At 69.9% G+C, this 13,180-nt stretch carries 10 protein-coding genes; 6 read left to right on the top strand and 4 right to left on the bottom strand.

What is annotated here, in order from left to right:
• Positions 1-516: 516 nt before the first annotated feature.
• Entirely contained in the window at positions 517-1,425 is a 909-nt protein-coding gene (gene gcvA, locus ABDW35_RS19745) for a transcriptional regulator GcvA (RefSeq protein WP_343715590.1), read from the bottom strand.
• Between the two features lie 121 nt (positions 1,426-1,546).
• On the opposite strand from gcvA, the gene ABDW35_RS19740 reads away from it, so the two are divergent.
• The 6 genes from ABDW35_RS19740 to ABDW35_RS19715 are packed head-to-tail and all read left to right on the top strand — an operon-like array spanning position 1,547 to position 8,987.
• A complete protein-coding gene (locus tag ABDW35_RS19740) occupies positions 1,547-3,142 on the top strand; it encodes a hypothetical protein (protein WP_343715589.1) in 1,596 nt (531 codons plus the stop codon).
• Between the two features lie 17 nt (positions 3,143-3,159).
• The gene (locus ABDW35_RS19735; RefSeq protein WP_343715588.1) at positions 3,160-4,239 is read left to right on the top strand and encodes a 2-dehydropantoate 2-reductase N-terminal domain-containing protein; all 1,080 of its coding nucleotides are present in this window, start codon (positions 3,160-3,162) and stop codon (positions 4,237-4,239) included.
• Complete coding sequence (locus ABDW35_RS19730; RefSeq protein ID WP_343715587.1) at positions 4,236-5,351, top strand: Gfo/Idh/MocA family oxidoreductase; 1,116 nt, start codon at positions 4,236-4,238, stop codon at positions 5,349-5,351. Before ABDW35_RS19735 ends, ABDW35_RS19730 begins: the two co-directional genes overlap by 4 nt.
• Complete coding sequence (locus ABDW35_RS19725; RefSeq protein ID WP_343715586.1) at positions 5,348-6,976, top strand: DUF885 family protein; 1,629 nt, start codon at positions 5,348-5,350, stop codon at positions 6,974-6,976. Before ABDW35_RS19730 ends, ABDW35_RS19725 begins: the two co-directional genes overlap by 4 nt.
• Positions 6,973-7,992, top strand: a complete 1,020-nt coding sequence (locus ABDW35_RS19720) for an ABC transporter ATP-binding protein (protein ID WP_343715585.1) — start codon at positions 6,973-6,975, stop codon at positions 7,990-7,992. The genes ABDW35_RS19725 and ABDW35_RS19720 overlap by 4 nt, the downstream gene beginning before the upstream one ends.
• Positions 7,989-8,987, top strand: coding sequence for an oligopeptide/dipeptide ABC transporter ATP-binding protein (locus ABDW35_RS19715; protein WP_343715584.1), 999 nt, complete (start codon positions 7,989-7,991; stop codon positions 8,985-8,987). The genes ABDW35_RS19720 and ABDW35_RS19715 overlap by 4 nt, the downstream gene beginning before the upstream one ends.
• On the opposite strand, the gene ABDW35_RS19710 is transcribed toward ABDW35_RS19715, so the two are convergent.
• The 3 genes from ABDW35_RS19710 to ABDW35_RS19700 all read right to left on the bottom strand — a co-directional run bounded on the left by ABDW35_RS19710 (position 8,984) and on the right by ABDW35_RS19700 (position 12,708).
• Entirely contained in the window at positions 8,984-9,874 is an 891-nt protein-coding gene (locus ABDW35_RS19710; protein ID WP_343715583.1) for an ABC transporter permease, read from the bottom strand. The genes ABDW35_RS19715 and ABDW35_RS19710 overlap by 4 nt on opposite strands.
• A complete protein-coding gene (locus tag ABDW35_RS19705; protein WP_343715582.1) occupies positions 9,867-10,820 on the bottom strand; it encodes an ABC transporter permease in 954 nt (317 codons plus the stop codon). The genes ABDW35_RS19710 and ABDW35_RS19705 overlap by 8 nt, the downstream gene beginning before the upstream one ends.
• A gap of 268 nt (positions 10,821-11,088) precedes the next feature.
• Positions 11,089-12,708 carry a peptide ABC transporter substrate-binding protein gene (locus tag ABDW35_RS19700; RefSeq protein WP_343715581.1) on the bottom strand — a complete coding sequence of 540 codons (1,620 nt, stop codon included), beginning with the start codon at positions 12,706-12,708 and terminating at the stop codon, positions 11,089-11,091.
• Between the last annotated feature and the right edge of the window lie 472 nt (positions 12,709-13,180).

Here is a 13,180-nt window from a genome sequence, read left to right as displayed (position 1 = left end):
GGTGGAGCAGCCCGGTAGCTCGTCAGGCTCATAACCTGAAGGTCACAGGTTCAAATCCTGTCCCCGCAACCATCGATACCCCAAAGCCCCCGTCGCAAGACGGGGGCTTCTTTGCTTTGTGGCCCCCAGCCCACGATCTACCTCGACCTTCTCCTCTCCTGGGCGGTCGAATAGGGGCGGGTGTGGCCGCCGCCCTCGTGGTGGCCAGAGATGTCGATCATCCACAGCCGCTGCAGATCCCCTCAAAATCGGGGATCGACCGCGCCTTTGCAGCCGGTGCTATATGTTTGCGGATGTCATGCTCGAAGCGTCATCCGGTCCGACCCGGGGCTTTCCCCACCACGCTCCGGGTCGGACCTCACCTGCGCGCAGCGCGAGCGCTTGTTTCGACCAAGAGAAGCGGGCGCAATGGCCGGTGCGGCGTCCCTCGGTCAAAATCGAAGCGGCGGGCACAGAGTGCCCGGGTTCTTGCCATCCACCTCGCCTGCGCCGATCCTGCTTGGGGCACAGACGTGTTCATGCCGTCTTCGAGGTTTCGATGATCCAGCGGCGAAACGCACGGACACGCGCAAGCTCGGCTTTCGCCTTCGGGCTGACGACGTAGTAGGCCCCAGGTCCTGTAACGCGCACGTCATATGGGACAAGAAGGGCGCCGCGCTGGATCTCATCCTCGATCAGGAGGCGCGGCAGAAGCGCCACGCCGAGCCCTGCGATCGCCGCCTGGATCACCATGTAGAAATGCTCCAGCGTCGGGCCCCAATGCAGCGCCGCCGGCACGACATCGATCGAGCGGAACCAGTGGTTCCAGGCATCCGGCCGGGTCGCGTGGCGGATCAGCTGGTGATGCTCGAGCGCGTCGAAGCCGGAGAGCGGATGGCGTCCCGCCATGATCGCGGGGCTGCACACCACGACCACCTCCTCCGACATCAGCGGCTCGGCGATGGCATCCGGCCAGCCGCCATGGCCGAACCGCACGGCCACGTCGATCTTCTGGGCCGCGAAGTCGAGCGGCCCGTCATTGCTGACGAGGTTCAGCACGATGTCGGGGTGCAGCGCCTGGAACGCGGAGAGGCGCGGGATCAACCAGCGGGTACCGAAGGTCGGCAGCATGCCGATCGACAGCGTGCCGCCGCCGTCGCGGGTGGAGATCAGCTCCATCGTGCCGGCCTCGATGCGGTCGAGGGCGTCCCGCACCAGATCGGCATAGAAGCGGCCCTGGTCGGTCAGCTCGATGCGGCGGCTGATGCGGACGAAGAGCGGCAGGTCGAGGAAAGTCTCCAGGCTGCGGACCAGCCGGCTGGCCGCGCTCTGGGTCACGTTCAGCTCGGTGGCCGCCCGGGTGAAGCTCTGGTGGCGGGCCACGGCCTCGAAGGTGCGGATGGCGTTCAGCGAGGGCAGCAGACGGCGTCGGGTCGGCACATCCATTCCCTGAGATCATGTTTTCGCAATCTTAAAGCGGCTTGTGGACAGGGGCCAACCGTCTACGCTCGAAGCCAGGAAAACGCTCGCACCACAGCGGCTAGCCTCGCGGAGCCGATTGCATCCGATGGCCACACATCCGTTCCATCTCTCCTTCGCCGTCGACGATCTGGACCTCGCCAAGCGGTTCTATGGCGATGTTCTGGAATGCCCGATCCGGAGCGAGAGCGACGGGGCGGTGGAATTCGAGTTCTTCGGCCACCGGATCTCGGCTCGCCTCGACGTCGATGGCCGCCGGGCGCCGCGGAGCGGGGCTAGCCCCTCCTGGAGCTTCGGCGTCAGCCTGGACCGGAGCCGATGGGAGACCCTGGCCGCCGCGCTGTCGCGGGCCGGCGACACGCTGCCGGACCGGCCCGTGGTCAGCCGGAATCATCTCGTGCTGTGCGATCCCGCCGGCAATGTGCTGGAATTCTCGCTGCGGCATGACCAGTCGGCCCCAGCCGCTGCGAATGACAGCCGGACCGCCGCCGGCGGGGCCATCGATCCCGCCGCATTCGGCGCCACCCTGACAGCGGTGACCATGGGCATCGACGCCTTCGAGCGGTCCCGCCCACGGGGGACCAGCCTGCTCGACGGCGAGGGGCTGGTGCCGATCTACATGGGCAGCGATCTGGTCCCCGCCCGCCGCTATGCGAGCTGGGAGGAGGTGAACGAGGACGTCGCCGCCCTCGAAGCTTCGGTCGACCAGATCCCCGAAGGGCCGCGCGCCGTGTTCCTGCGGGGCATGCTGACCTCCCTCAAGGTCGCCGTCCGGCTGTTCACCGGGGCCAGCCCGTCCTTCGAGGAGAAGGTCCGCGACCTGGTCGGCGCCCCGACCGGTCCGGTCGACCCGGCGGTGATCGAGGACATCCGCGGCCGGCTGGACGCGCTCCTGCGCCGCCAGGGCGCCGTGCGCGGCGACCTCGGCGAGCGCATCAAGGCATGGGAGGAGGGGCGCTTCGTCGACCCCTCCCGGCTCGAGGTGACCTTCTCCGAGCTGCTGGCCGAGGCCAGGGCGCGGACCGATGCGCGGATCATCGACACCGGCGGCTACGAGATGGTCCTCAACCCGGTGCGCGACATGCCCTTCACCGCGCGCTGCAACTTCAACCAGGGCCAGATGGACCTGAATGTCGACCAGCGCTTCACCCGGTCGGCGCTGAAGCACCTGGTCTGCCACGAGGTCCATCCGGGACACGTCACCCAGCTGCTCTACACAAGGGCGGAGGTCGCGGCCGGCCGGTCCGAGGCGGAGGCGCTGCTGTGCACCGCCAACACCGTCACCGGCTGCGTGCAGGAGGGGATCGGCGATCAGGCGGTGCAGCTGATCGACTGGATCGAGGACGAGGATGACGAGATCCATCTCGAGCTGCGCCGGCTGCGCAGCGCCACCCAGACCAGCGCCGCCTGGCACCTGATGGTGGATGGCTGGGCGGCCGACCGCGTCGCCGACTATCTGCGCCGCACCGCCTTCGGGCAGGAGGCCTGGATCCAGGGCCGGCTGCGCATGGCGGCGCATCCCTTCCGCGGCCCGTTCATCGCCTCCTACTGGGCCGGCAACGAAAGCGTGCGGCGCGTGCGGGAGCGGGTCCCCGCCGCCCAGCGCCCCGGCTTCCTGGCCTATCTCTATGGCCGGGTGCACAGCCCCGAGAGCCTGGAGATGTTCCCGTCCGCCACCCCGTGACAGCCGAAGGCGACAGCATGACCATCACCATCATCGGCGCCGGCGCGATCGGCGGGTTGGCCGGGGCCTGGATGACCCGGGCCGGGCACGATGTCCTGCTGGTCGACCGCTGGCGCGAGCATGTCGACGCGCTGAACGCCCGCGGCCTGTTCATCGACGGCGTCCGCGGCGAGATGACAATCCCGGTCCGGGCGGCGACGCCGGACCAGCTGACCCGGCCGCTGCAGACGGTGCTGGTCGCCACCAAGTCGCAGCACGCGGTGGACGCGGTGCGGCAGCTGCTGCCGCTGCTGCGGCCCGACAGCGCCATCGTGTCCTACCAGAATGGCTTCAACGAGCCGGACATCACGGCGCTGCTCGACGCCAACGGCTTCGACGGCAAGGCCATGGTGATCGGCTCGATCCCGAACTATGGCGGCGCGCTGGTCGACCCCGGCTATATCGAGTTCGTCCATGAGGGGCCGATCCAGCTCGGCGAGATGGACGGGCGCCGCACCAGGCGGCTGGAGGCACTGGCCCAGCAGCTCTCGGCGTTGACCGAGGTGCAGCTCTCCGACAACATCTGGGGCCAGATCTGGGCCAAGGAGGTCTATTCCGCCCAGGTCGTGTTCTCGGCCCTGGTGGACGCCCGCATTCACCAGACGCTGGGGGTCGAGCGCTACGCCCGGATCGCCGGCGCGGTGGTGCGCGAGGCGCTGGAGATCGCCGAGGCGAATGGGATCACGGTCGAGGCCTTCGACTTCTTCGACCCCGCCAACTACCGGCCGCAGACGCCGGCCGACACGCGCCGGCTGCTCGACAACATCAACCACGCAATCTGGCTGCTGAAAAAGGACCAGAACGAGCAGGCGCATCAGTTCAAGAAGGAGGGCTCCGGCATCTGGTGGGACATCGTCTACCGGAACCGGCCGTCTGAGGTGCGCTCCTCCAACGGCAAGCTGATCGATTACGGCCGCCGCGCCGGCGCCGACGTCCGGCTGAACGAGAAGCTGTGCGCCATGATCTACGAGATCGAGGAGGGGCGCCGCGAGCTCGGCTTCCACAACTATGACGAGCTGGAGGCCTATGTGAACCAGATCGGAAAGGCGCTGCCATGACGACGAAGCTCGGGGTCGGGGTGATCGGGGCGCACAGCTGGGCCGAGAAGGCGCACCTGCCGGGCTATGCCGCGCATGAGCGGGTGGATCTGGTCGCGATCTGCGACATCGAGCCGGACCGTGCCAAAGCCATGGCCGAGCGGTTCGGCGCCCGCCGCATCTACAGCGACCACCGGGCCATGCTGGCCGACCCGGAGGTGCAGATGGTCGATGTCTGCACCCCCACCCACACCCATCTGCCGCTGAGCCTGGACGCCATCGCCGCCGGCAAGCACGTGCTGTCCGAGAAGCCGCTGGCGACCGAAGCGGAGCCGGCCTTCGCCGCGGCCCGGGCGGCGGACGAGAAGGGCGTGCGCACCAAGCTGGGCTTCACCTTCCGCTACTCGCCGGCCATCCGGCAGGTGAAGCAGTGGATCGCCGACGGGACGCTGGGCGAGATCTTCCACATCCATGGCTTCGAGCAGAACAGTCAGTGGCTCGATCCCGACGTTCCGCTGCGCCAGATCGTGCCCGGCGCGCCGCGCGACCAGCTGATCCCGGCCTCGATCATCGGCTACGGCTCGCATCTGGTCGACCTGATGCGCTGGCTGGGGGGCGAGTTCGCGTCGGTCGCCTCCACCATGCGCAACTTCGTGCCCGAGCGGGTGGTGCGCGGCGAGCCGGGGCGGCAGCGCATCCCGGTCGAGGACGGCGCGGCGGCGGTGATCGAATATGCCGGCGGCGCCCAGGGGCTGCTGCAGTCCAGCTACATCGCGGTCGGCAACTATCCGGGCGTCGAAATCCGGGTCTATGGCTCGAAGGGCGCCGCGGTGGCGCGGCTGATCTCGGAATACGGCATCGCCGAGACGCTGCATTTCGCCACCGCCGACGCGGTCGAGTTCCGCAAGATCGACCTGCCGGCAGACAGCCTGCCGCCGGGAACTACGCTCGGCACGCCCTGGCCCGAGCTGTACTACCGCAACCTCGTCCGGCACTTCGTCGACGAGATCCTCGAGAGCCGGCCGCAGGAATGCACCTTCTTCGACGGCGCCAAGAGCCAGGAGATCGTGGACGCGGTGATCCGGGCGCATTTCGAGCGGCGCTGGGTCGACCTGCCGGGGCAGGGACGGTGACCGGCGGCGCGGCCCTGGATCCGGACCTGGTCGACGCCTTCCTGGCGCACCATCTGGCCTTCCGGCCGGTGGACGCGACCTTCATGGGCATCGACGGCCATGACGACCGGCTGCCGCCCGCCGCCGCCGGCACCGAGGCCGCCGAGCGGGCCGGGCTGGATGCGCTGCGGGAGCGGCTGGCGGCGCAGCCCGAACCGTCATCCGCGGGCGACCGGCTGGATCTGCGGCTGATGCGGTCGGAGGTCGCCTTGGCCGGCGCCCGCCTCGACCAAAGACCGCGTTTCGCCAATCCCGCCTGGTACACCGGCGAGGCGGCCTTCGCGATCATCGGCCTGCTGCTGCCGCAGTCGCAGCCGACCCGCGCTGCGGCAGTGGCGGCCCGGCTGGCGGCGCTGCCCGACTTCCTGGCCGACGGGCGCGCCCGGTTGTCCGGCGCCGCGACGCCGCGCGGCTGGGTCGACCGGGCGCGGCGCGAGGCGGCGGCCGTGGCGGGGTTCCTGCGCGGCGAGATCCGCCTGCATCCCGGCTGGTCCGAAGCCTGGACCGCGCCGGCCGAGGCTGCCGCCCGGGCGCTCGACGACTTCTCCGCCGCGCTGGCCGGCCAGCCGGACCGCGACCCGGCCTGCGGCGAGGCCTATCTGGCGCTGCTGATGCGCGAGGCGCATGGCCTGGCGCTGTCCCCGGCCGAAGCGGCACGGCGGGCGCAGGACGCCTTCGACCGCATGGGCGGCGAGCTGGAGGAGATGGCGACGCGGATCGATCCCGCGCGGTCCTGGCAGCAGCAGGTGGAGGCCTTGTCCACCATCCATCCGGCGGCGCCGGAGGAGGTGCCGGACCGCTATCGCCATTGGCACGACGCCGCGGTGCGGGCGGCGGAGGGGCTGCTCACCCCGGCGACGGAGTACGGGCTGTCCTACCGCCCATTGGCCCCGGCGTTCCGGACCGTCGCGCGGGATCTCTACTTCCTGTTCTACCGCTCGCCGCCGGCGGGCCGCCCCGGCGACGGCAGCGTCTACTGGGTGACCCCGCCGGGCGGTGACCCGGCCGCCTACCTCCGCGGCCAGAACGATGCCCTGGTGAAGGCGGTCCACGCCGTCCACCACGGCTCCATCGGCCACCACACCCAGAACGCCCGGGCGCGCCGGGCGGCGTCCCGGCTGGCCCGGCTGGGCGGCACCGACTGCGCCGCCGGCATCGCCTTCCTGTCGGCCGGCACCATGGTCGAGGGCTGGGCCTGCTACGCCGAGGACCTGCTGCTGGAGGCGCCGGGCTTCTACACCCCGGGCGAGGTGCTGCTGCTGAAGCAGTTCGAGCGCCGCAACGCCGCCAGCGTGCTGGTCGACATCCGGCTGCACACCGGCGAATGGACGCTGGAGCAGGCCAGGCGCTTCTACCGCGACGAGGCCGGCTTCGCCGCCGCCCGGGTCGATGGCGAGGTGACGCGCAACTCGATCTTCCCAGGGACGCGGCTGATGTACTGGCTGGGCGTCGAGGCGATCAAGGACCTGCGGTCGCGCTGGCGTGGCGGGGTGCAGGCCTTCCACGATACGCTGCTCAGCCACGGCCATGTGCCCGTGGCCTGGGCGGAGGACGAGATGCGGCGGGCGGGGCAGATCGCCGGATGACGGGAGCGGACGGCGCGCCATTGCTCGATGTCCGTGGCCTGGTGACGGAGTTCCGCACCGAGGCCGGGCCGGTGCGCGCGGTCAACGGCGTCGACCTGCGGGTCGAGGCCGGCCAGACCGTCGCTCTGGTGGGCGAGAGCGGATCGGGCAAGTCGGTGACCAGCCTGTCGGTGATGCGCCTGGTCCGGTCGCCGGCCGGCCGCATCGCCGCCGGCGAGATCCGGTTCCGCGGCCGCGACGGGCGGGTGCGCGACCTGGCGCAGCTCGACCAGGCGGCGATGAGCGACATCCGCGGCAACGAGATCTCGATGATCTTCCAGGAGCCGATGACCAGCCTGAACCCGGTGCATAGCGTCGGCCGCCAGATCGCGGAGGCCGTGCGGCTGCATCGCGGGCTGGGCGCCAAGGCGGCCTGGAGCCGGGCGGTCGAGATGCTGTCGCTGGTCGAGATCCCGGATGCGCGGCGCCGGGCCGACACCTATCCGCACCAGCTGTCCGGCGGCATGCGCCAGCGGGTGATGATCGCCATGGCGCTGGCCTGCGACCCGGCGCTGCTGATCGCCGACGAGCCGACCACCGCACTCGACGTCACGGTCCAGGCCCAGATCCTGGACCTGATGCGGCGGCTGCAGCGCGAGATCGGCATGGGCATCCTGTTCATCACCCACAATCTCGGCGTCGTCGCCGAGATCGCCGACCGGGTCGAGGTGATGTATGCCGGACGGGTGGTCGAAAGCGCCGATGTCGACGGGCTGTTCGATGCGCCCAGCCATCCCTACACCCGCGGGCTGCTGGCCAGCCTGCCAGCGGTCGACCACGCCATTCGTGCCAGCGCCGGGCGCGACCGGCTGAAAGCGATCCCCGGCCAGGTGGCCGATCCGCGCCATCTCCCGCCGGGCTGCGCCTTCGCGCCACGCTGCGGCTTGGCGGCACCGGCCTGCAGCACAGCCGTGCCGCCGGTCGAGGCGGTGGCGGCCAGCCACGCCTCGCGCTGCCTGCGCTGGAGGGAGCTGTGACCGCCACGCCTCTGCTCTCCGTCACCGACCTCAAGGTCCATTTCCCGGTCGGCAAGGGTCTGTTCCGCACTGGCGGCACGGTGCGGGCGGTGGACGGCGTGTCGCTCGACATCCGGCCGCGCGAGGTGGTCGGTCTGGTCGGGGAATCCGGCTCGGGCAAGACCACGCTCGGCCGCGCCGTGCTGCGGCTGATCGAGCCGACCGGCGGCTCCGTGCGCTTCGAGGGGAAGGAGATCCTTGGCCTGCCCGCCGCCGGGATGGCGGCGCTGCGCAGCCGGATGCAGATCATCTTCCAGGACCCCTATGCCAGCCTGAACCCGCGGATGACGGTGGGCGACACGCTCGGCGAGGCCCTCTACCTGCACGGCATCGGCGGCCGCGGCGACCGGCCGGCGCGGATCCGCGGCCTGCTGGACAAGGTCGGGCTGCCGGCATCGGCGGCCGGCCGCTACCCGCATGAATTCTCTGGCGGCCAGCGCCAGCGCGTCGGCATCGCCCGCGCCCTGGCGGTGAACCCGGCCTTCATCGTGGCGGACGAGCCGGTCTCGGCGCTCGACGTCTCGATCCAGGCGCAGATCATCAACCTGCTGCAGGACCTGCAGCAGGAGATGGGGCTGGCGCTGCTGTTCATCGGCCACGACCTGTCGGTGATCGAATATCTCTGCGACCGGGTGGTGGTGCTGTATCTCGGCCGGGTGATGGAGACGGCGATGGCCGCCGAGCTGTACCGCAACCCGCGCCATCCCTACACCCGCGCCCTGCTGGACGCCGCGCCGATCCCCAGGCCGCGGGCCCGCCGCACCCGAATGGTGCTGAGGGGCGACCTGCCCAGCCCGCTCGATCCGCCGTCGGGCTGCGTGTTCCGGACCCGCTGCCCCTATGCGCTGCCGGCCTGCGCCGAGGCGCCGCCGGCGCTGCGCGAGGCCGGGGCCGGTCATGCCGTCGCCTGCATCCGCAGCGACCTCGACCTGACCCGGCCGCCGGCCGCAGCCTAGCCCCGCGGCTCCATCGCATCGCGCAGCCCGTCGCCGACGAAGTTGACCGCCAGCACGGTGCAGAAGATGCACAGGCCGGGCGGGATCGCCAGCCACGGCGCCGTGCTGAGCCAAGGGCTGGCCGTGTTCAGGAGGTTGCCCCAGGTCGGCACCGGCGGCTGCACGCCGAAGCCGAGGAAGGACAGCGCGCTCTCCAGCATGATCGAGCTGCCGACCGCCAGCGTAGCCGACACCGTGATCGGCCCGATCGCGTTGGGCAGGATGTGGCGCAGCATCAGCCGCGGCCCCCGCGCCCCGAGGGCGCGCGCGGCCTCGACGAACTCCCGCTCGCGCAGCGCCAGGAACTGGCTGCGCACCAGCCGGCCCGTGCCCATCCAGATCAAGGCGCCGATGATGGCGACCAGCAGCGGCACCGTCGGGCGCAGCAGGCCGGACAGCAGCAGCACCAGGGGCAGGGGCGGGATCGACAGCATCACGTCGGTGAAGCGCATCAGCAGGCTGTCGACGATGCCGCGGTAGAAGCCGGCCAGCGCGCCGACCAGGGTGCCGAGGCCGGTGGCGATGATCGCGGAGGCGAGGCCGACGGCGAGCGAGACCCGGCCGCCATAGGCCAGGCGGGTCAGCGCGTCCCGGCCGAGCTCGTCGGTGCCCAGCCAATGCGCGGCGGTCATCTCGCCCGGCGCGCCGATCAGCTCGAAATCCTGGTCGTCATAGGCATAGGGCAGGATCGTCGGGGCGACGATCACCGCGCCGGCCAGCAGCAGCAGGAAAACGAGGCCGCCTACGGCCGGACGGTGGCGCAGGAACCGCCGGACCGCCTGGGCCCAGTAGCCGCGATGGCCGGGCTCGGCCGTGGCCGTCGCCGCCTGGTCCACCGCCTCAATCATAGCGGATCCTCGGGTCGAGCGTCGCATAGGCCAGGTCCGCCGCGATGTTGGCCAGCACGATGGCGAGCGAGCCCAGCATCATCAGCCCCATCAGCACCGGATAGTCGCGGCCGTCCATGCTCTCGATGAACAGCCGGCCGATGCCCGGCCAGGCGAAGACGGTCTCGGTGATCACCGCGCCGGAGATGATCGAGGCGAGGTCGAGGGCGATGATCGTCACCGCCGGGATCAGCGCGTTGCGCAGGGCATGGTGCAGGATCACCCCCGGCTCGCGCAGCCCCTTGGCATAGGCGGTGCGGATATAGTCCTGGTTCAGCACGTCGACCATGCCGGAGCGGATGTAGCGGCTCCAGCTCGCGATGGTGGCGAGGGACAGCACCGCGGCGGGCATGGCGATATGCGCCAGCCGGTCGCCGAAGGAGCCGCCGCCGATCGTCTGGTACCCGGCGGAGGGCAGCCATCCCAGCGCGATGCTGAACAGCAGCTGCAGCAGCAGCGCCAGCCAGAACACCGGCAGCGAGATGCCGGCGAAGGACAGGAAGGTCAGGACATGGTCCAGCAGCGTATGCCGCCGGGCGGCGCTGACGGTGCCCAGCGGCAGGGCGACGGCGAGCGAGACCAGCATGGCCAAGCCGCCCAGCTCCAGCGTCGGGCCGATGCGCTCCGTCACCTCCTGCAGCACCGGGCGGCCGGTGCGGATGGAGTAGCCCCAGTCGCCCAGGACCATCGATTTCAGCCACAGCACGTATTGCACCGGCACCGGCTGGTCCAGCCCGTAGGCCTTGCGGATCTGCTCCAGCGCCGCCGGGCTGACCGACGGGTTGTCGGCATAGACGTCCAGCGGCCCGCCCGGCGCCAGGTGGATGACCGCGAACAGGAGCAGCGAGATGCCGAGCAGCAGCGGGACCGCGCCAAGCAGCCGGCGAAGGACGTGCCCGGCGTCCATGCCGGATCGGCCCCAGGCCGGTGTCCTATCGGCGATAGGAGAGCCGGATAGTGCGGAGCCACCCCCTCACCCGAAATCGCCGATGCGATTTCGACCTCTCCCCAAGGAGAGGTGAAATGTCCCTCTCCTCGGGGAGAGGGAGGGGCCCGACGCCGAAGGCGACGGGAGGGTGAGGGGGAGCCGGTCCCGCCGTTGCTGGCGATCTCAGCGCCTATGCGGTGCCGCCCCGGGAGACAGCTCCAGGGCGGCAGGGTCGAGGACAGGCCGGTCACCCTTCCAGATGCCAGCGGCTGGTGTCGACGAAGTTGGTCATGTTGGTCGGATTGGGCACGAAGTCCTTCAGCTTCGTCGTCTTGGCGATGACGGCGACATTGGTGGTCAGTGCGATCGTCGGCAAATCCTCGGCCAGGATCTTCTGCATCTCGGCGGCATAGGTCTTGCGCTCGGCCGGGTCGAGCGTGTTCTCCAGCCTGGCCATGGCCTCGTCCAGCTTCGGATTCGAATAGCCCTGGCCGTTGTTGGCGCCCTTGGTGCCGTAGAAGACGCTGTAGACCGGGTCGGCCGAGGTGATCCAGCGGCCATAGATCAAGTCGTAGTCGCCTTTGTAGCGCGCCTCGCGATAGGCGACGCCGGTCTTGTTGTCCGGCTTGGCTTCGATGCCGATGGCCTTGAGCTGGGCGATGATCACCTGCTCGGCCAGCTCGTCGTCGGCGCGGCCCGCCTGCACCACGATGCGGTAGGACAGCGTCTCGCCGTCCTTGGCGCGGATGCCGTCGCCGCCCCTGGTGTAGCCGGCATCGTCCAGCAGCTTGTTGGCCTGGGCGACGTCGAAGGCGTATTCGGGCGTGTTCGGGTCGTAGAGGTCCTTGAACACCGGCACGACCGGCGACTTGATCGGCTCGGGAAAGCCGCCCTGGGCCCGCACCAGCGTCTGCCGGTTCATGGCGTGGGCGATGGCCTTGCGCACCGTCAGGTCCTGCAGCGATTTCGGGCCCTTGAAGTTGAAGTCGAGATGCTGCCAGGACAGGAGCGGCCCCTTGACCGTCTCCAGCCCGGCGACGCCCTCCAGCTGCTTGGCCTGGTTGTAGGGCACCTGGACCACGAGACCGAGCTCGCCCGACTTCAGCTGGGTCATCAGCGTGTTGGAATCGGGAATGATCTTGAAGACGATCTGGTCGAGATAGGGCAGGGCCCCGCCCTTGTCGTCCTTGCGCCAGTAGTTCGGGTTGCGCTCGGTCAGCACATACTGGCCGCGCTTGAACTCCTTCACCATGAACGGGCCGGTGCCCAGCGGCTTCTCGTTGTACGGGTCGGTGTTCAGGTCCTTCCCCTCCAGCGCGTGCTTGGGAAGGATGCCGAAGGTGAACAGCGTCGACGCGAAGTCGGGGGCCACCGTGTTGTAGTGGCAGATCGCAGTCAGCTCGTCCGGCGTCTCGATCGCCTCTATGTCCTCGGTGCCGTCCTTGGACTCGGCGATGAACTTCTCGTTTTTCACCGCCTCCCAGGTGAACTTCACATCGGCTGAGGTGAAGGGCTGGCCGTCATGCCATTTGACGCCGGGCCGCAGCTTGTAGGTGACGGTCATCTTCTTGCCGCCGTCGGTCAGGACGATGCCGCCGTTCTGCAGCGTCGGCATCTCCGTCGCCAGCACCGGCACGTATTCCGCCTGGCCGTTCGGCGCCAGCAGTCCCTCGACCACGGCGGCCTGGACATCGCCGAGATAACCGGTCGAATAGACGTTCAGCGTGTCGATGTCGTAGGTCAGGCCGACATTCAGGGTGCCGCCCGGGCCCTCCGCCCAGCCCGGCGCAGCGCGCAGGCTGGCCAGCGCGGCCGCGCCGGCCACCGCCCCCTTCAAGGCTGTCCGGCGCGAGAATTCGATCGTCATCGGTTCCGTCTCCCCGTCTTTGCCTGCCTGTCTCGCGGATCGTTGGCCGATCCGGTCCCGGCCCCGGTCTGCGCCGGAGCCTTGATGCTCAAATGCCCGATCGCCGCGCCGCGTGGCCGTGACGGCCGTCTCCGAAATCGCGGGGTCGATGTCGTGGAGTCATGCGTCCCCGATCGCGCGGCGGTCCGGCCTGCGGCTTCGTATCGGCGCTCCCGGCGACGAAACACTGTCTCATGAGGTCAGCATGACGCCGCCCGGCAAGGCGGGACAATCCTACAAAATCTCGCCTTCGTGCGCCGTTTTTCTCATGACTCCGCCGAACCTCGAAAGATGGCAGCAGCGAACGGCACCGGACGAAGGCTAGTCCGTGGCGCCTTTCAGGACGAGGTTGAGATAGACCCGGCCATCGGGCCGCGCCTCGTAGGACAGGCGCTTCGACACGCCGTACAGCGTCGGTTCCGTGAATAGCCAG

This window comes from Inquilinus sp., assembly GCF_039594555.1.
In the GTDB taxonomy this organism is placed as follows: Bacteria; Pseudomonadota; Alphaproteobacteria; order DSM-16000; family Inquilinaceae; genus Inquilinus.
The sequence above is the reverse complement of the archived record's forward strand: the minus strand, read 5'-3'. Positions and strand labels throughout refer to the sequence as shown.

Bases quoted from the DNA above. Each gene is read 5' to 3' on its own strand.
- gcvA (WP_343715590.1), bottom strand. From the start codon at position 1,425: ATGGATGTGCCGACCCGACGCCGTCTGCTGCCCTCGCTGAACGCCATC.
- ABDW35_RS19740 (WP_343715589.1), top strand. From the start codon at position 1,547: ATGGCCACACATCCGTTCCATCTCTCCTTCGCCGTCGACGATCTGGAC.
- ABDW35_RS19735 (WP_343715588.1), top strand. From the start codon at position 3,160: ATGACCATCACCATCATCGGCGCCGGCGCGATCGGCGGGTTGGCCGGG.
- ABDW35_RS19730 (WP_343715587.1), top strand. From the start codon at position 4,236: ATGACGACGAAGCTCGGGGTCGGGGTGATCGGGGCGCACAGCTGGGCC.
- ABDW35_RS19720 (WP_343715585.1), top strand. From the start codon at position 6,973: ATGACGGGAGCGGACGGCGCGCCATTGCTCGATGTCCGTGGCCTGGTG.
- ABDW35_RS19710 (WP_343715583.1), bottom strand. From the start codon at position 9,874: ATGATTGAGGCGGTGGACCAGGCGGCGACGGCCACGGCCGAGCCCGGC.
- ABDW35_RS19705 (WP_343715582.1), bottom strand. From the start codon at position 10,820: ATGGACGCCGGGCACGTCCTTCGCCGGCTGCTTGGCGCGGTCCCGCTG.
- ABDW35_RS19700 (WP_343715581.1), bottom strand. From the start codon at position 12,708: ATGACGATCGAATTCTCGCGCCGGACAGCCTTGAAGGGGGCGGTGGCC.